This is a genomic window from Ruegeria sp. AF5 (assembly GCF_056541905.1).
The window spans coordinates 92,038-109,413 of record NZ_JBQFYZ010000006.1; the positions used below are offsets into that span (position 1 = coordinate 92,038).

Consider the following 17,376-nt stretch of genomic DNA (forward strand, 5'->3'; position numbering starts at 1 on the left):
TGAATTTCTTGCGTTAGGGCCTGAAATAAGGGGATTTGGTCGCGCGTCAATCGGGCAGTTTGCCCTCGTCCGTGCGCAAGGCGTCAGCCAAACGTGCTTGCGCCGACCCAGGACGCAGTGGTTTGGGTTGACTGTCGTGGGGGGACCATCCGGTCAGGCAGATCAGTTCGAACGTGGCTGCCAGACGTCCCGATACTGTGGTGAAATGAGACGCGTAGATGTTTTGCGCGGCCTCAAATACTGCGCGTTTGGTCGGGTGTTTCAGTCGCCCGGATAACGCATTGGCCTCACCCATATGCCGCAGATCGTGCATCAGGTGCCAGATGTCACGGTACTCAGCCGTGAGCGGCACCGAGTCTGCGACTGGCAAGGCCAGACCTGCCCGCTGCAACAAACCGCCCATGTCTCGCAACCCGGCCATCGGGGCGATGCGGGGGCTGAGGCCACCGGTAACGTCAATCTCGGCCTGACCCAACGCCGCGCGCAATTCGTGCAGCGTTTCGCCGCCCAGACAAACAACCAGCAACAACCCGTCGGGTTTCAGCGCGCGGTGGCATTGGATCAACTGGCCCACCGGATCGTTTGCGCAGTGCAGTGTCATGGCGTGGATCACAAGGTCATGTACGCCGGGTTGCAGTGCCAGCACGTCGTCATCCGCAATGATCGAGGCTTCGGGAAACGCGTCCGTCCAAAGCTGCGGGTATGCGGTCACGATCGCTGCCGCCGTAAAGGTTTTGTTAACCATGGAGAGCCGATCCTGAACCTCGTCCATCGCGGCGCGGTGCAGAAAAAGGGCGTCATCCTGCACGCGGCTGCGATGACGCAGAATGGCGGCACGGTCAAAAAGTGAGGGTGCAGTGGGTTCGGGCAGTTTCATAGCTGGCAAGTATCGCATCGCGCAACGGATTCAAACCGCACTTGCGCTGATTTATCCACCACGTTGCATGGGGTGCGGCGACCTGACCGAGTCCGATTTTGGCCTGTGTGGTCCATGCTGGCGGGAAACGCCATTCATTGGCGGCACGGTCTGTGAAAGTTGCGGTCTGCCCCTGATCGGGGGGCAGGACGAGTTTCGGACCGAGTGCGATGATTGCCTGAAGACCGCGCGCCCCTGGAGGGCAGGCCGCGCCGCGCTTTTGTATGACGGCAAGGCGCGGTCACTGATCCTGGCGTTGAAACATGGTGATCGGCCCGAACTGGCCCGCCCTGCCGCGCAGTGGATGGTGCAGGCAGGGCGCCCATTGTTGCGACCGGATATGGTGATTGTTCCGGTTCCTTTGCATTGGTCTCGATTGCTGAAAAGGCGATACAACCAGTCAGCGCTGTTGGCGCAGAACCTGGCGCGCGAGACAGGATTGGAATGTGTGCCCGATCTGTTGATTCGCAAAAACAAGACGCCGGTACTGGACGGCAAAACAGCTGCCGAGCGGGCACAGATTTTGGGCGACGCGATATGCCTTCACCCCCGAAATGCCCGCCATCTGACGGGCCGGAACGTTTTGCTGGTGGACGATGTGATGACGTCCGGGGCAACACTGGCCGCATGCACTCGTGCCTGTCAGGCGGCGGGGGCAAATCATATTTTCGTGTTGGCTCTGGCGCGCGTTGCCAAGGATGTCTAATTCGCCCAAGATTGCGCGAAATCCGAAGGGAACGGAAAATGAAGTCGGTAGAGATCTATACATCGCCACTGTGCGGGTATTGTCATGCAGCCAAACGCCTGCTGAAGCAGAAAGGTGTCGAGTTCAAGGAGATCGACGTGCTGATGCACCCCAAACGCAAACCTGAAATGATTCAACGTGCCGGAGGCAAACGCACGGTCCCCCAGATTTTCATCGGCGCCACGCATGTCGGCGGTTGTGATGATTTGTACGAGTTGGAGCGTCAGGGCAAGCTTGACCGTCTGCTTGCGGCCTGATGAAAACCGCGCTGCTGCAAATCACCTCGTCGGACGATCCGGCAGAAAACCTCGGGATGGTCCGAGGCATGATGGCCGAAGCGGCAGAACAGGGCGCCCGCTTTGTTCTGACACCAGAGGTTACGAATTGCGTTTCGACCAGCACCACACGGCAGCGCGCGGTTTTACAACATGAAGAAGATGACATCACCTTGGCGGGCCTGCGCGAACAGGCTGCTGATCTGGGTGTGTGGCTTCTGATCGGCTCGTTGGGGCTCAAGACCCATGAGAGTGACGGTCGCTTTGCCAATCGTTGCTTTATGATCGGACCGCAAGGTCAGATCGTGGCGCGGTATGACAAAATCCATATGTTCGATGTGCAGGTCACCGAGACCGAGACGTTCCGCGAATCAAAGAATTACCGCCCAGGCGAAAAAGCGGTTATCGCAGATACGGATTTCGGCAAGGTTGGTCTGACCATCTGTTACGATATCCGCTTTCCATATTTGCACGCGGCACTGGCGCAGGCGGGCGCGCGCATTCTGACCGTCCCGGCCGCGTTCTCGCCGGTCACAGGTGCCGCGCATTGGGAAGCCTTGCTGCGCGCACGTGCAATCGAAACCGGGTGCTGGGTGCTGGCCCCGGCCCAAACAGGGGAACATCCAAAAACCGGCGGTAAAACACGCTATACTCACGGTCACAGCATGGTCGTCGACCCGTGGGGAAAGGTGCTGATCGACGCAGGGACCGATCCAGGCATTCACATTTTCGATTTGGATGATAGTTCTGTGACTGAGGCACGGCGACGTGTCCCTTCACTGCACCACCGCCGTTCCTTCGACGGACCCTGACAGAACGGAACAATGACAGACGACACCAATGCCCTTGCGGTCACGCTGTTCAGCGAGATCCTGACCGCCGACCAGCTATTGCGGAACCGGCTTAGCCGGGTGCTGCCCAAGGGCATGGAAATCTCGCATTTCTCGGTTCTGAACCACTTGGCTTTTGTCGCGGATGAGCGTAGCCCGGCGCAGCTGGCCAACACGTTCCACGTGACCCGAGGGGCGATGACCAACACCTTGGCCAAGCTGGAATGGGCCGGATACATCCACATCCGCCCCGACTGGGACGATGCCCGCCGCAAGATGGTCGCGATCAGCCCCGCCGGTAAACGCGCGCGGGATCAGGCGATTTCCTCGATTGCTCCGTTGATCAACCGCGTGGTCGGAGAGTTGGGGGACGACCGTGTTCGGTCGACACTGCCAGTGCTGCGCGATCTGAGAAAACAGCTGGAAGGGGAATAACCCTCAGCCCGGTTTCACACTCGCCGTCACATAGTTCACGCTTAGATCCCGGTCCGAGATCGACCAGCTCCACAGGATCGGGTTGAACACGAAACCCTTGCGGTCCACCGGCTCGACCCCCGCTTGGCGCAGCAGGTCGAACAACTCGTCAGGGGTGATGAACTTGTGCCACTCATGCGTGCCGCGCGGCAGCCAGCGCATTACCACTTCGGCCCCGAAAATAGCCATCGCATAAGATTTCGGGTTGCGGTTGATGGTTGAGCAGATCAGCAGCCCGCCGGGCCTGAGCAACTGCTGCGAGGCGGTCAGGAAACCCGCCGGGTCGGCCACATGCTCGACCACTTCCATGTTCAGGACCACGTCGAACTGCTCACCCGCGGCGGCCATGTCTTCGGCTGTGGTGTGGCGATAGTCGATCTCCAAACCGGATTGCTCGGCATGGATACGCGCAACAGGCAGGTTGCCTCCGGCGGCATCGGCCCCAACGACCTCGGCCCCCAGACGTGCCATGGGTTCGCTCAGCAGACCACCGCCACAACCGATATCCAGCAGGCGCAGCCCCTCGAACGGATTTCGTGCTTTCAGATCACGGTCGAATTCACCGGCAATCTGCTGTGTGATATAATCCAAACGGCAAGGATTCAGCATGTGCAAGGGTTTGAATTTCCCATGAGGATCCCACCATTCCGCCGCCATCGCTTCGAATTTTGCGATCTCGGATGGATCCACCGTGTTCGGATGCGCTTGCATTCCTGTCTCCGTATGCTCTTTTACGCTTAAGGACTATATAGGGCCATAATGGACAAGTACCCGGACCAAAAGCGCGCAGTTCAATATCTGTACCCGCCGATCGATCCGTTCGACCAGCGTATGGTCGATATGGGCGACGGGCACCGTATCTATGTGGAACAATGCGGCAACCCCGAAGGCATACCGGTGGTGATCCTGCATGGCGGCCCAGGCGGTGGCTGCAGCCCTGCAATGCGGCGTTATTTTGATCCACAGGCCTACAGGGTGATTCTATTTGATCAGCGTGGGTGTGGCCGGTCTCGCCCCACGGCTTCGGTGGAAAACAACACGACATGGCATTTGGTGGCCGATATTGAACGGTTGCGCGACCTGTTCGAGATTGATGAATGGATTGCTTTTGGCGGCAGCTGGGGCGCGACCCTTGCGTTGATCTACGCGCAGTCGCATCCAGACCGGGTCAGCCGATTGGTGCTGCGCGGTGTGTTCCTGGCAACTGACGCTGAACTTGACTGGTTTTATGGCGGCGGAGCGGGACGTTTCTGGCCGGAACAGTGGCAGAAATTTACCTCACTGTTGCCCGAGGTGGAGCTGAAGGACACCATCACCGCCTACAATAAACGCCTGTTCTCGGGGGACCGCGCGACCGAGACCCTGTATGCGCGGGCATGGTCGCACTGGGAAAATGCGCTGGCGTCGATCCACACGAACGGATCAGTGGGCGAAAGCCCCGGCGAATACGCCCGTACATTTGCCCGGCTCGAGAATCACTATTTCTACAATAAGGCGTTCCTGGAAACGGATGGGCAGATTCTAGATCAAATGGACCGGATTGCTCATATCCCGGGTCACATCGTGCAGGGGCGATACGACATGATTTGCCCGCCGCAGGCCGCCTGGTCGCTGAGCGAACGCTGGCCGAATGCCGAGATCAAGATGGTACGTCAGGCCGGTCATGCGCTTTCTGAACCCGGGATCAGCGCAGAACTGATCCGGATCATGGATCGCGTGGCGGAGGGTTTGGCATGACACGCATCGACCGCCGTGCCTTGTTTGCTTCGGGTGCCGCCGCCGCGCTGCTTGCCGCGACAGGCGCGTCCCTGGCGGACAGACCCGAGAAAGGCGGCACGCTGCGATTGGCCGTGCCGCGCGACGACAGTCTTGAGCAGGTGGCGCGCGGTGCTGTTTTCGACACGCTGACCGAGATCGCCCCAGATGGCACTTTGCGGGGCGAGCTTGCGACGGGCTGGCAAACCAACGCCGATGCGAAGGTCTGGAGCTTTGATCTGCGCAATGATGCGGTGTTCCACGACGGCGCGCCTTTGGACATCTCAGACGTTGCGACCGTATTGGCCGAGGTCGGGTATACCGAGGCATTGACCGCCAACCGTTTGCGGCTGGAACTGGCCGAGGCAAATCCGGGCCTTCCATTCCTTTTGGCGGAAAGTCGTTTTGTCATTGCCCGCAATGGCGAAGGCGTCACGCCGCTACACAGGGCCAACGGTACGGGTTGCTACCGTGTCGAGCGCGCCGAAGACGGGAGACATTTCCTGGGTCGCCGTGTTTCGGGACATTACAAGGACGGTCAGGCCGGTTGGGTCGATGCATTCGAAGTGATCGTTATTCCCGATGCCCGTGTCCGCGCCGAGGCATTGCGCGATGGCTACGTCGATATTGCGGCTTTCCCAGATCCGTCCGAGATCCGCAGTACGCGCGGTCTTCGCTTCCATCCTTCCGAGACCGATATGGCACTGGCCGTCTCTGGGACGGTGGGATTGCCGCGGCAGATTGCCGGACGCACGGTTCTGGACGACGGTCGTATCGCAGAACGGTGGTGGATCGTGTAATTCCGGGTGACACTTCTGTCGGGGGTTGCAGACTCGGATCATCCTGCGTATATGCAGTTTCAACAGCGGCGCGTTGGACTTCCGGTCCAAGGCTCCACCGGAAAATTCGACGGGCCGCGCGCCCGTTTTTTTGTGCCCGATTGACAGGGTAGAGAACCTGATGACAAACGACCTAATAGCCAAAGCTGCCATCGACCGGCGACTTGCCGAGATCATCACCCCGGTGATCGAAGACCTGGGGTATGAGCTGGTCCGTGTCCGGCTGATGAGTGGCAAGCAGACCACGCTGCAAATCATGGCTGACAAACCCGAAGGCGGCATCGAAGTGGATGACTGCGCCGAGATTTCGAATGCGGTCAGCGCCACCCTGGATGTCGAGGACCCGATCCTTGACGCCTATACGCTCGAGGTATCCAGCCCCGGTATCGACCGCCCCCTGACCCGCCTCAAGGATTTTGAGACTTTCGAGGGGTATGAGGCCAAGATCGAAACTTCTGAACTGATCGATGGCCGCCGCCGGTTCAAAGGGGAACTGGCCGGGATTGAAGGGGAAGAGGTTCTGATCAATATCCCCGAAGGGTCCGAGACGATCACCATCGGCCTGCAATTCGACTGGCTGAGTGATGCCAAGCTGGTCCTGACCGATGACCTGATTAAGGAAATGCTGCGCCAGCGCAAAGATGCGGGTGCCCTGAACGAAAACGCTTTCGACGAGATTGAGACCGAAGGGTCCGAAGAGGAGACGAACTGATGGCAATTACCTCAGCCAACCAGCTGGAGCTGCTGCAGACTGCCGAGGCCGTGGCCCGCGAAAAGATGATCGACCCTGGTCTGGTTGTCGAAGCGATGGAGGAATCGCTCGCCCGCGCTGCCAAGAGCCGCTACGGTGCCGAGATGGACATCCGCGTGTCCATCGACCGCAAGACCGGCAAGGCGACCTTCACCCGTGTGCGCACCGTGGTCGAGGATGCGGAGCTTGAGAACTATCAGGCCGAGTTCACCGTCGAACAAGCCAAGCAGTACATGGAAGATCCGCAGGTCGGTGACGTTTTCGTTGAAGAAGTGCCGCCGGTCGAAATGGGCCGGATTGCGGCGCAGTCCGCCAAGCAAGTGATCCTGCAAAAGGTCCGCGAAGCCGAGCGTGATCGTCAGTATGAGGAATTCAAGGATCGTGCGGGCACCATCATCAACGGTGCCGTCAAGCGCGAAGAATTCGGCAATGTCATCGTCGATCTCGGCGGTGCCGAGGCTGTTCTGCGCCGCAATGACAAGATCGGTCGCGAAAGCTATCGCCCGAATGATCGTGTGCGCGCGTATATCAAGGAAGTCCGCCGCGAAGTGCGTGGCCACCAGATCTTCCTGTCGCGTACCGCGCCAGAGTTCATGGCCGAGCTGTTCAAGATGGAAGTGCCGGAAATCTATGACGGTATCATCGAGGTCAAGGCCGTGGCCCGTGACCCCGGTTCTCGCGCCAAAATCGCCGTGATCTCGTATGACGGCTCGATCGACCCTGTTGGCGCCTGCGTTGGTATGCGCGGCAGCCGCGTGCAGGCCGTTGTGAACGAACTGCAGGGTGAGAAGATTGACATCATCCCGTGGAACGAAGACCAACCGACCTTCCTGGTGAACGCGCTGCAACCTGCCGAGGTTTCGAAGGTTGTTCTGGACGAAGAAGCAGGCAAGATCGAGGTTGTCGTTCCGGAAGAGCAGTTGTCTCTTGCAATCGGTCGTCGCGGTCAGAACGTGCGTCTGGCAAGCCAACTGACCGGGCTGGATATCGACATCATGACCGAAGCTGAAGAATCGGCGCGTCGTCAGAAGGAATTCGAATCTCGTACCAAACTGTTCATGGACAGTCTGGATCTGGACGAGTTCTTTGCGCAACTGCTGGTTTCCGAAGGCTTCACCAACCTCGAAGAAGTTGCCTATGTCGAGATTGATGAACTTCTGGTCATTGACGGCGTCGACGAAGGCACTGCGCAGGAACTTCAGACCCGGGCGCGCGAGTTCCTGGAAGCCCAGGCCAAAGCCGCTCTGGATGCGGCGCGCGCACTGGGTGCCGAGGACAGCCTCATTGAATTCGAAGGCCTGACCCCCCAGATGGTAGAGGCGCTGGCCAAGGACGATGTGAAGACGCTGGAAGATTTCGCAACCTGTGCAGACTGGGAACTGGCCGGTGGCTGGACCACGGTCGACGGTGAACGCGTCAAGGATGATGGCGTGCTGGAGCCCTTTGGCGTCACGCTCGAAGAAGCACAAGACATGGTCATGACTGCGCGTATCCTGTTGGGTTGGGTTGATCCGGCCGAGTTGGAGCAGGCGGAAGAAGACATCGACGGCGACGCAGCAGACGAGGAGGTCGAGGCCTGATCTCAGGTCTCGGGTGGCGCGTATGGGTCGCGGTGGCGTCCATAAGGATCGGTCTGACGGACCCGAACGCAAGTGCATCGCCACAGGCGAGGTTCAGCCTAAATATGGCTTGATCCGCTTTGTGACGGGCCCGGACGGTCAGGTCTTTCCGGATGTCGCGGCAAAGTTGCCGGGACGGGGCGTTTATGTGGCGGCGGATCGTGCTGCGCTGGACAAGGCCATTGGTAAGAAACTGTTTGCGCGGGGGTTCAAGGCACAGGTGACTGTGCCTCAGAACCTCGCGACAGAAGTTGAAAAGCAGATCGCGCGCCGTGTGATTGAGTTGCTCAGTCTGGCGCGCAAGTCCGGCGACGCGGTTGCCGGGTATGAAAAGGTCAAGTCGTGGCTGGACCGGGAAGAGGCTCAGGTGCTGATTCAGGCCACTGATGGATCGGGGCGCGGCAAGTCGAAGCTCAGTACGCCGCACTTCGGAAAATACATCGGTTGGCTGACGGCAGACGAATTAGGGCAGGCATTTGGGCGCCAAACGGTGATTCATGCGGCCTTGGCCTCTGGCGGACTCGCCAAACGTGTTGTAGAGGAAGCGCAGCGCCTGCGTGGCTTGCGCGAAACGGATGACGGCGGCAAGGGCCGCGCGGAAGGGTAAGAAGCTTTATGAGCGATAGTGACGGCAAAAAGACATTGGGTCTTCGTGGCGGGGCACGCCCCGGAAATGTGAAACAGAGTTTCAGCCACGGACGCACCAAGAATGTCGTGGTGGAAACCAAACGCAAGCGCGTGGTGGTCCCCAAGCCGGGCGCGGCAAAGCCGGGTGGCGGTGCCGCCCCTTCGGGTGATCCGTCGCGTCGTCCCGCAGGTATTTCGGACGCGGAAATGGCGCGCCGTATGAAGGCTTTGCAGGCTGCCAAGGCCCGCGAGGTCGAAGAGGCCGCTGAACGCGAAGCCGCTGAAAAGGCACGCGAAGAAGAGCGCGTGCGCCGCCGCGCGGAACAGGAAGCGAAAGAACGCGAGCAGCGTGAAGCGGAAGAGCGCGCGCGTCAGAAAGCCGAAGATGAAGAGCGCAAGCGCGTGGAGGCTGAAGAAGAAGCCAAGCGTGCCGCTGTTGCTGCTGCCGCTTCGCCGGCCCCTGAAGAAGCCAAAGCTGCACGCAGCCCGGCCAGCAAACCTGCGCCTGTTGCCGCACCTCGCAAGCAGGATCGCGAACGCGAACAGCGCGGTCGTGGCAAGGGTCGTGAAGACAACCGTCGTTCGGGCAAACTGACACTGGGTCAGGCCACCGGTGACGAAGGCAGCCGCCAGCGGTCGATGGCAGCGATGAAGCGCAAGCAGGAACGCGCCCGTCAGAAAGCCATGGGCGGTTCGGTCGAGCGGGAAAAGGTGATCCGCGACGTACAACTGCCTGAGGCGATCATGGTCTCGGAACTGGCCAACCGTATGGCCGAGCGCGTGGCTGACGTGGTCAAATCACTGATGCAGATGGGCATGATGGTCACGCAGAACCAGACCATCGACGCTGATACCGCCGAGCTGATTATCGAAGAGTTTGGCCATAAGGTCACCCGCGTCTCTGATTCGGATGTTGAGGACGTCATCAAAGAGGTCGAAGACAGCGAGGACGATCTGAAGCCTCGTCCGCCCGTCATCACCATCATGGGTCACGTCGACCACGGGAAAACATCGCTGCTGGATGCAATCCGCGATGCGCGTGTTGTGGCTGGTGAGGCCGGTGGCATCACCCAGCATATCGGCGCCTATCAGGTGAAAACCGATGGTGGCTCGACGCTGACCTTCCTGGATACTCCCGGCCACGCAGCCTTTACCTCGATGCGCTCGCGTGGTGCCCAGGTGACCGACATCGTGGTTCTGGTCGTCGCTGCCGATGACGCGGTCATGCCGCAGACAATTGAGGCGATCAATCACGCGAAGGCAGCCAAGGTGCCGATGATCGTGGCGATCAACAAGATCGACAAACATGATGCAAATCCGGACAAGGTGCGCACCGATCTGCTGCAACACGAAGTGATCGTCGAGAAAATGTCGGGTGAGGTTCAGGACGTAGAAGTGTCTGCCATCACCGGTCAAGGTCTGGACGAGTTGCTGGAAGCCATCGCATTGCAGGCCGAGATTCTGGAACTGAAAGCCAACCCTGATCGCGCTGCCCAGGGTGCCGTGATCGAGGCACAGCTGGACGTGGGCCGCGGCCCGGTCGCAACGGTTCTGGTTCAGAACGGTACATTGCGTCAGGGCGATATCTTTGTCGTGGGTGAGCAGTATGGTAAAGTCCGCGCGCTGATCAACGACAAGGGTGAGCGCGTCAAGGAGGCTGGCCCGTCGGTTCCCGTTGAGGTTCTTGGTCTGAATGGTACGCCTGAAGCAGGCGATGTTCTGAACGTGACCGAAACCGAAGCACAGGCCCGTGAGATCGCCGCCTACCGTGAACAGGCCGCTAAGGACAAACGCGCCGCCGCCGGTGCCGCAACGACCCTTGAGCAGTTGATGCAGAAGGCCAAGGAAGACGAAAACGTCACCGAGCTGCCTATTCTGATGAAAGCAGATGTTCAGGGTTCGGCGGAAGCCATCGTTCAGGCGATGGAGAAGATCGGCAACGAAGAAGTACGCGTGCGCGTTCTGCATTCGGGTGTTGGTGCCATTACCGAAACGGATGTCGGTCTGGCCGAAGCGTCTGGAGCTCCGATCTTTGGCTTCAACGTTCGGGCAAATGCCTCGGCACGGAATACCGCAAACCAGAAGGGCGTCGAGATTCGCTATTACTCGGTGATCTATGACCTCGTAGACGACGTGAAAGCAGCCGCATCCGGCCTGTTGAGCGCCGAAATTCGCGAGAAGTTCATCGGCTACGCCGAGATTCGCGAAGTCTTCAAGGTTACAGGCGTTGGCAAGGTTGCTGGCTGTCTGGTCACCGAAGGCGTGGCGCGTCGTTCTGCCGGTGTGCGCTTGCTGCGCGACAACGTGGTGATTCACGAAGGCACGCTAAAGACGCTGAAGCGTTTCAAGGACGAAGTGGCCGAGGTTCAGTCGGGTCAGGAATGCGGTATGGCGTTCGAAAACTACGACGATATCCGCGCAGGCGACGTGATCGAAATCTTCGAGCGCGAAGAAGTCACCCGCACGTTGGACTAACCCGGCAAAGGATGAAACGAAAAACAGCGGCCCCCATAGGCCGCTGTTTTCTTTTACCGAAGCGCTTATTTTGTCTGGGGCAGAAACGTATCTGAATGCATGATGATATCGAAATGATGCATTCCTTGCGCGAGCATAAAGCTGACAGAGTGTCCGGCCTTTCGCAGTCTTTCAGCATAGTCGCGGCTTTGGCGAATGAACTCACCTGTATCCCGTTCGGCTACCGAAACATGGTATCGAGGACCGGGCCGGGGCAGATTGCGGATGGGTGACAGATCGTTGACCTCGACCGGTGTCAATTGCAGCGGATCGTTCACCGACATCAGGCTGATCGGTTCCAGGTCGTATATTCCGCTGATCAGAATCACATCCCGCACCCGGAGCCCCGCTTTGGCAAGGGCATCTGATGAGGTTGCCATCACCATCGCCGCCAGATGCGCGCCTGCACTGTGACCTGACAGGGTGATCCGCGACGGATCGAATCCCAGCTCCTCCGCCTGGGCCGCCAGCCAAAGCAACGCGTCACGGCATTCATCGATCATGCCACCAATCCGGACATCGGGTGCCAGCGTATAGTTCACAGTCGCAAAAGCTTGCCCGTGTTCTACCAGACCCGGTGCCATCAGAGACGATTCATTCTGGCTGAGCGCCTGCCAGTACCCGCCGTGAATGAAGACGTGCAGAGGTGCCTTGTCATCGCGAGCGGGAAAGAAATCCAGAACTTGTACGGGGCTATCACCATAAGCCAGATTTTCCCGTACCGGAAAGTCGGCCCGCGCCTGAGCGCTCAGTGCTTCATAACTGGCAAGATAAGGGCTCAGGTCGCCACCGATCATTGTGCTGGGGGAATACTCCCGCTCCAGCTCGGATTGCGAAAATCCTCGATACAACATGTCTTAGGTCTGCCCGCTGTACATCAATTCGGTGCGCACGTCGTAAAGGTCGTGGAAAAACCGCAGCTCTAGCGCCTTTCGCAAAAAGGCCACGCCGCTTGAGCCACCAGTGCCGGGTTGCATCCCGATCACGCGCTCAACTGCGGTGGCATGATCAAAGCGCCAGCGTTGAAACAGGCTTTCCACATCCATCAGTTTTTCGGCCAAAGCATAAAGATCCCAGTATTTTTCAGTGTTGCGGAATACCTCGACCCAGATTTTTACCACGCGCGAATCGCCGGAATAGGGTTGGGCGTAGTCGCGTTCAACCAGATCTTTGGGCACATCGAATCCTTGGCGGGCCAACATGTGCAACACTTCGTCATAAAGTGACGGTTTGGTCAGTGCGGCATTCAGCATCTCCATCACCTCTGGGTCATGCGCATGGACCTTCAGTGTTGAGGCATCCTTATTGCCAAGAATGAACTCAATCTGCCGGTAGCCGTAGCTCTGAAACCCTGACGAGTTGCCGAGAGCCTGCCGGAAAGTCATATAGTCGGCAGGTGTCATGGTCAGCAGGGTTTCCCAAGCCGCAATCAACTGCCGTTGAATGGCCTTGATGCGGTCGAGGTTTTTCATGGCTGGGCCAAACTCGTCCTGTTGCAGAAAACGGCGCACCTCGACCAGTTGGTGGTGCATCAGTTTCAGCCACAGTTCGCTGACCTGATGGATGATAATGAACAGCATCTCGTCTGGCTGCGCGGGGTCCTGAAAAGTCTTTTGCAGATTCAGCAGTGTTTTGAGTTGCAGAAAATCTCCATAGCTTTTGCGATGTGTCTCGGCGAAATCAGTGACCAGAGTGTCTTCGACACCTCTTTGCAATAGACGATCGTCTTTGTTCTCGCCCATCTCATGCCTCCCTTGTGCGATCCTTGCACCTGTCTAGGCGTTGAGTTCGTAACTTTCCAGCGGGTTAGGTCCAGTCAAGGACAACCTTGCCAGAGAGGCCGGATTTCATCGCGGCAAATCCATCCGCAAAATCATCAACCTCAAAGCGATGCGTGATCACGCGGGACACATCCAAACCGTTTTGCAGCATGGCGATCATCTTGTACCAGGTCTCGAACATCTCGCGACCATAGACACCCTTGATTGTGATCGCCTTGAAAACGATACGCGACCAGTCGACCGGAGATTTCCCCGGCGGTATCCCCAGCAGGGCGATTTTCCCACCCATCACAAGCGCCTCGACCATCTGGTCAAGCGCGGCTTGTGAGCCGGACATTTCAAGCCCCACATCAAAGCCTTCTTTCATTCCAAGCTGTGCGATGATGTCGTGCAAATCTTGTTTGGAAACATCAACGGTCCGCACCGACGGCACCACATGTTCAGCCAGTTTCAATCGTTCAGCGTTAATGTCCGTAATCACAACATTGCGGGCACCTGCATGGCGGGCAACGGCGGCCGCCATGATGCCGATGGGTCCTGCGCCGGTGATCAGGACGTCCTCCCCCAGAAGGTCAAAGCTTAGCGCGGTGTGTACAGCATTGCCCAGCGGATCAAGGATTGCCCCGATCTCATCCGGGATATCGTCCGGCAGGGGAACAACGTTGAAAGCAGGCAGTTTCAGGTATTGCGCAAACGCGCCCTGTTCATTCACCCCGATCCCGCGCGTGCCGGGGTCGAGGTGAAATTTGCCTGCGCGGCTTTGACGGCTTTCAGTGCCGATCAGATGCCCTTCGCCGGAACAGCGCTGCCCAACGTCCAGCCCGGTGACGTTGCGCCCGACTTCGACGATTTCCCCGGCGAACTCATGACCAGTGATCATCGGAACCGGAACGGTGTGAGAGGCCCACTCATCCCAGTTCCAGATGTGAATGTCGGTACCGCAAATTCCGGTCTTGTTGATCTTGATCAGCACCTCATCAGGCCCGATTTCGGGAACCGGGGCCTGTACCATCCACAACCCTTCTTCAGGCTTCGACTTTTCCAGCGCTTTCATCGTGTTGGGTCGCATCAGATCACCCCCAGTTCCCTGCCGACCTTGCCAAAGGCCGCCTGCGCGCGGTCCAGTTCGTCCCGCGTCAGGGCGGCGTTCATCTGCGTTCTGATCCGCGCCTGTCCGCGGGGAACAACAGGAAAGAAGAAGCCCGAGACATACACGCCCTCGTCAAACAGCTTGGCGGCCATCTCTTGTGCCAGCGTCGCATCGCCCAGCATGACAGGGATGATCGGATGTTCACCGGGCAAAAGGTCAAAGCCAAGCTTTTCCAGACCGGCACGCCAGTACTTTGCGTTTCCGAACAACTGCGCGCGTAGAATGTCGCCTTCTTCGACCAGGCGGATCGCCTCAAGCCCTGCGGCGACGATGGATGGCGGCAGCGAGTTCGAGAACAGATAGGGCCGCGCCCGCTGCCGCAGCAGGTCGATCACTGGCTGCGGCCCGGCGATGTAGCCGCCGATTGCCCCCCCAAGTGCCTTGCCCAAAGTTCCTGTCAGAATGTCGACACCAACACCAAAGTGATCCGGTGTTCCGGCGCCGCGCGGCCCGATGAAGCCTGTTGCATGGCAATCATCGACCATGACGATGGCATCGTATTTATCAGCCAGTTCGCGAATTTTCGGCAAGTTGGCCAGATAGCCATCCATCGAGAACACGCCATCGGTTGCGATCATGATATGACGCGCGCCATCCTCGCGCGCCTGCTTCAGCCACGCTTCAAGGTCATTCATGTCATTGTTCAGATAGCGATAGCGCTTGGCCTTGCACAGCCGCACCCCGTCAATGATAGAGGCGTGGTTCAGACTGTCCGAAATGATGGCATCTTCAGGCCCCAGCAACGGTTCGAACAACCCGCCATTGGCATCAAAACAGGCCGCGAACAGGATCGCATCATCCTTGTTCAGGAATTTCGCCAACCGCTGTTCCAGTTCACGGTGAATATCCTGTGTTCCGCAGATGAACCGGACCGAGGCCATGCCGAATCCTTTCGGACCCATCGCATTTGTTGCGGCCTCGATCAGCGCGGGGTGATCCGCAAGACCCAGATAGTTGTTGGCGCACAGGTTGATCACCCGTTTGCCGCCCACCGTAATCTCACCGCCCTGAGGCGAGGTGATCATTCGTTCGCGCTTATACAGCCCCTCGGATTCGATCTGTGCGAGTGTGTCCGTGATGTGGGACAGGAATGCATCTGCCATGGCGACCTCCGTTCAACTGAGTCGCACATCTAACATAGCGGATGAATTTCCCAAATAGGGGAATTTCAATATACAGGAAAATTTTCCGTGAAGGCGGAAATTTGCTGACGTCAGGCGTTCTTTACGATCAAAAACACCCGCGCTGGTTCTTTGGCTGAGATGGAATGCACGATATCCGCGGCATAGCGGGCGGTGTCCCCTTGGCTCAGATCCGACACGGCACTGCCCGATTTAACTTTGACGGCGCCTTCCAGCACGGTCAGCTGCTCACGCGCGCCGCGCGCATGCGGCTGGCTGTTCAAGGCCCCGCCTTTGTCGAACTCGATATCATAAACCTCATGACCACCGGCCTCTTCCGGTGGGGACAGGATGCGAATGCGGCAGTTCTGCCCCATATTGTCGATGCTGGGCACTTCGGACGCGCGCAGCACCTCGATCTGATCACTGGCTTTTGATCCTTCCAGAAGACCGGCAAAATCCACCTGTAATGCACGGGTCAGGTTCCAGAGGGTCGAGATCGTCGGGCTGCTTTCACCGCGTTCGATCTGGCTTACCATGGACCTGGATACGCCGCTCAGGTTTGCGACTGCTTCCAGCGACAGTCCTTTGGCCCGGCGTGCTTCTTTCAGGCGAGCAGGCAAAAGGTTCAGGATATCGTCTGTGTTCTCCGTCATGACGGAATCCATGCGTGTTGGGACCCGGCTTGTCAATTCCATCCGTGACGGCACGTCCTATAGGACAGGATCATGCTGCATGTGCATACTGACGACGATTCCAAGAGGAGAAAGACATGACAGACATCGTATTGCTGGATGGTGCGCGCACCGCGATTGGAACTTTCGGTGGCGCGCTTGCGTCAACCGCCCCCATTGATCTGGCGACGGTGGTCACCGAAGCGGCCTTGGAACGGTCAGGGGTAGAAGGTGCGCAAATCGGGCATGTTGTGTTTGGCCACGTCATCAATACCGAGCCTCGGGACATGTACCTGTCGCGTGTTGCCGCGATGCAGGCCGGGATTCCGAACAGCACCCCTGCGATGAATGTAAACCGTCTGTGTGGCTCGGGCGCACAGGCGATCGTGTCGGCGATGCAGTCCTTGATGCTTGGCGATGCCGATTTCGCTGTGGCAGGTGGCGCAGAAAGCATGTCGCGCAGCCCTTACATTGTTCCACAGGCGCGCTGGGGCGCGAAAATGGGTGATGTCACTTCGCTGGACATGATGCTGGGTGCGTTGAACTGCCCCTTTGGCACAGGGCACATGGGTGTGACGGCCGAGAACGTTGCCGATGAACACCAGATCAGCCGTGAACAGATGGATGACTTCGCCCTGACCAGCCAGACCCGCGCGGCAGCCGCAATTGAAGCCGGATATTTCGAAAGCCAGATCGTGCCCGTTCAGGTGAAGGTTAAGCGCGACATGGTGGATTTCAAAGTTGATGAGCATCCCAAAGCGACAACCGCAGATGCGCTGGCCGGGTTGCGACCAGTGTTCAAGAAAGATGGGCGTGTGACGGCGGGCAATGCCTCGGGCATCAACGATGGCGCGGCGGCGATGGTGCTGGCAACGGCGGAAGCGGCGGAAAAGGCCGGGTTGAAGCCAAAAGCGCGCGTGATCGGATATGCACATGCTGGCGTGCGCCCCGAAGTCATGGGTATTGGCCCGGTACCGGCCGTGCAAAACCTGCTCAGGAAGACGGGTTTGTCGGCGGAAGACTTTGATGTGATCGAAAGCAACGAAGCATTTGCCGCGCAGGCGCTGGCAGTCAACCAGGAGCTTGGGTTGAATGCAGCGAAGGTGAACCCGAATGGAGGTGCGATTGCGCTGGGGCATCCTGTCGGTGCGACGGGCGCCATCATTACCATGAAGACGCTTTATGAGTTGGAGCGCACAGGCGGATCAAAAGGGTTGATCACCATGTGTATTGGTGGCGGTCAGGGGATAGCCATTGCCATCGAGCGGCTCTGATCCAGGTTTGGGCAAGGGGGGCTGTCTGCCC

Annotated in this window: 18 protein-coding genes; 11 read left to right on the forward strand and 7 right to left on the reverse strand. The window is 58.6% G+C overall.

From position 1 onward, the window contains the following. Window positions 1-46: 46 nt before the first annotated feature. Window positions 47-877, reverse strand: coding sequence for a methyltransferase domain-containing protein (locus tag ACR0DS_RS11035; protein WP_480559427.1), 831 nt, complete (start codon window positions 875-877; stop codon window positions 47-49). Between ACR0DS_RS11035 and ACR0DS_RS11040 the strand changes: the two genes are divergently transcribed. Genes ACR0DS_RS11040 through ACR0DS_RS11055 form a run of 4 tightly spaced genes read left to right on the forward strand, consistent with a single transcriptional unit; the run spans window position 858 to window position 3,201 of the window. Then, window positions 858-1,622 carry a double zinc ribbon domain-containing protein gene (locus tag ACR0DS_RS11040; protein WP_480488121.1) on the forward strand — a complete coding sequence of 255 codons (765 nt, stop codon included), beginning with the start codon at window positions 858-860 and terminating at the stop codon, window positions 1,620-1,622. The two genes, ACR0DS_RS11035 and ACR0DS_RS11040, sit on opposite strands and share 20 nt — an antisense overlap. A 38-nt stretch (window positions 1,623-1,660) precedes the next feature. Next, window positions 1,661-1,918 carry a glutaredoxin 3 gene (gene grxC, locus ACR0DS_RS11045; RefSeq protein ID WP_480483930.1) on the forward strand — a complete coding sequence of 86 codons (258 nt, stop codon included), beginning with the start codon at window positions 1,661-1,663 and terminating at the stop codon, window positions 1,916-1,918. Further along, window positions 1,918-2,748 carry a carbon-nitrogen hydrolase family protein gene (locus ACR0DS_RS11050; RefSeq protein WP_480559425.1) on the forward strand — a complete coding sequence of 277 codons (831 nt, stop codon included), beginning with the start codon at window positions 1,918-1,920 and terminating at the stop codon, window positions 2,746-2,748. Before grxC ends, ACR0DS_RS11050 begins: the two co-directional genes overlap by 1 nt. Before the next feature lie 12 nt (window positions 2,749-2,760). After that, window positions 2,761-3,201 carry a MarR family winged helix-turn-helix transcriptional regulator gene (locus tag ACR0DS_RS11055; protein WP_267363106.1) on the forward strand — a complete coding sequence of 147 codons (441 nt, stop codon included), beginning with the start codon at window positions 2,761-2,763 and terminating at the stop codon, window positions 3,199-3,201. Window positions 3,202-3,204: 3 nt separating this feature from the next. Here ACR0DS_RS11055 and ubiG read toward each other — a convergent pair whose 3' ends face one another. After that, on the reverse strand, window positions 3,205-3,951 hold the full coding sequence (ubiG, locus tag ACR0DS_RS11060; RefSeq protein WP_480559423.1) for a bifunctional 2-polyprenyl-6-hydroxyphenol methylase/3-demethylubiquinol 3-O-methyltransferase UbiG: 747 nt from the start codon (window positions 3,949-3,951) through the stop codon (window positions 3,205-3,207). Between the two features lie 48 nt (window positions 3,952-3,999). Here ubiG and pip point away from each other — a divergent pair, with 48 nt between their 5' ends. The 6 genes from pip (at window position 4,000) to infB (ending at window position 11,306) form a co-directional block, all read left to right on the forward strand. Continuing rightward, window positions 4,000-4,977 (forward strand): prolyl aminopeptidase, encoded by a 978-nt coding sequence (gene pip / locus ACR0DS_RS11065; RefSeq protein WP_267363109.1) that lies wholly within the window; start codon window positions 4,000-4,002, stop codon window positions 4,975-4,977. Next, window positions 4,974-5,795, forward strand: a complete 822-nt coding sequence (locus ACR0DS_RS11070) for an ABC transporter substrate-binding protein (RefSeq protein WP_480559422.1) — start codon at window positions 4,974-4,976, stop codon at window positions 5,793-5,795. The genes pip and ACR0DS_RS11070 overlap by 4 nt, the downstream gene beginning before the upstream one ends. A gap of 160 nt (window positions 5,796-5,955) precedes the next feature. Further along, on the forward strand, window positions 5,956-6,546 hold the full coding sequence (gene rimP / locus ACR0DS_RS11075) for a ribosome maturation factor RimP (protein WP_267363111.1): 591 nt from the start codon (window positions 5,956-5,958) through the stop codon (window positions 6,544-6,546). Continuing rightward, window positions 6,546-8,165 (forward strand): transcription termination factor NusA, encoded by a 1,620-nt coding sequence (gene nusA, locus ACR0DS_RS11080; protein WP_480559420.1) that lies wholly within the window; start codon window positions 6,546-6,548, stop codon window positions 8,163-8,165. Before rimP ends, nusA begins: the two co-directional genes overlap by 1 nt. A 22-nt stretch (window positions 8,166-8,187) precedes the next feature. Beyond that, window positions 8,188-8,811 carry an RNA-binding protein gene (locus ACR0DS_RS11085; protein WP_480488113.1) on the forward strand — a complete coding sequence of 208 codons (624 nt, stop codon included), beginning with the start codon at window positions 8,188-8,190 and terminating at the stop codon, window positions 8,809-8,811. 8 nt (window positions 8,812-8,819) lie between these two features. Next, on the forward strand, window positions 8,820-11,306 hold the full coding sequence (gene infB, locus ACR0DS_RS11090) for a translation initiation factor IF-2 (protein WP_480559418.1): 2,487 nt from the start codon (window positions 8,820-8,822) through the stop codon (window positions 11,304-11,306). Between the two features lie 65 nt (window positions 11,307-11,371). On the opposite strand, the gene ACR0DS_RS11095 is transcribed toward infB, so the two are convergent. The 5 genes from ACR0DS_RS11095 to ACR0DS_RS11115 all read right to left on the reverse strand — a co-directional run bounded on the left by ACR0DS_RS11095 (window position 11,372) and on the right by ACR0DS_RS11115 (window position 16,053). Next, entirely contained in the window at window positions 11,372-12,199 is an 828-nt protein-coding gene (locus ACR0DS_RS11095) for an alpha/beta hydrolase (RefSeq protein WP_480559416.1), read from the reverse strand. Between the two features lie 3 nt (window positions 12,200-12,202). Next, window positions 12,203-13,087: a tryptophan 2,3-dioxygenase gene (locus tag ACR0DS_RS11100; RefSeq protein ID WP_480559414.1), complete on the reverse strand. Its 885-nt coding sequence runs from the start codon at window positions 13,085-13,087 to the stop codon at window positions 12,203-12,205. A 64-nt stretch (window positions 13,088-13,151) separates the two neighbouring features. After that, the gene (tdh, locus tag ACR0DS_RS11105) at window positions 13,152-14,180 is read right to left on the reverse strand and encodes an L-threonine 3-dehydrogenase (protein ID WP_480559512.1); all 1,029 of its coding nucleotides are present in this window, start codon (window positions 14,178-14,180) and stop codon (window positions 13,152-13,154) included. A 14-nt stretch (window positions 14,181-14,194) separates the two neighbouring features. Continuing rightward, window positions 14,195-15,379: a glycine C-acetyltransferase gene (locus tag ACR0DS_RS11110; protein ID WP_480559412.1), complete on the reverse strand. Its 1,185-nt coding sequence runs from the start codon at window positions 15,377-15,379 to the stop codon at window positions 14,195-14,197. Between the two features lie 110 nt (window positions 15,380-15,489). Further along, window positions 15,490-16,053, reverse strand: coding sequence for a helix-turn-helix domain-containing protein (locus ACR0DS_RS11115; RefSeq protein WP_267363118.1), 564 nt, complete (start codon window positions 16,051-16,053; stop codon window positions 15,490-15,492). A 116-nt stretch (window positions 16,054-16,169) separates the two neighbouring features. On the opposite strand from ACR0DS_RS11115, the gene ACR0DS_RS11120 reads away from it, so the two are divergent. Continuing rightward, window positions 16,170-17,345 carry an acetyl-CoA C-acyltransferase family protein gene (locus ACR0DS_RS11120; protein ID WP_480483941.1) on the forward strand — a complete coding sequence of 392 codons (1,176 nt, stop codon included), beginning with the start codon at window positions 16,170-16,172 and terminating at the stop codon, window positions 17,343-17,345. Window positions 17,346-17,376: the final 31 nt, after the last annotated feature.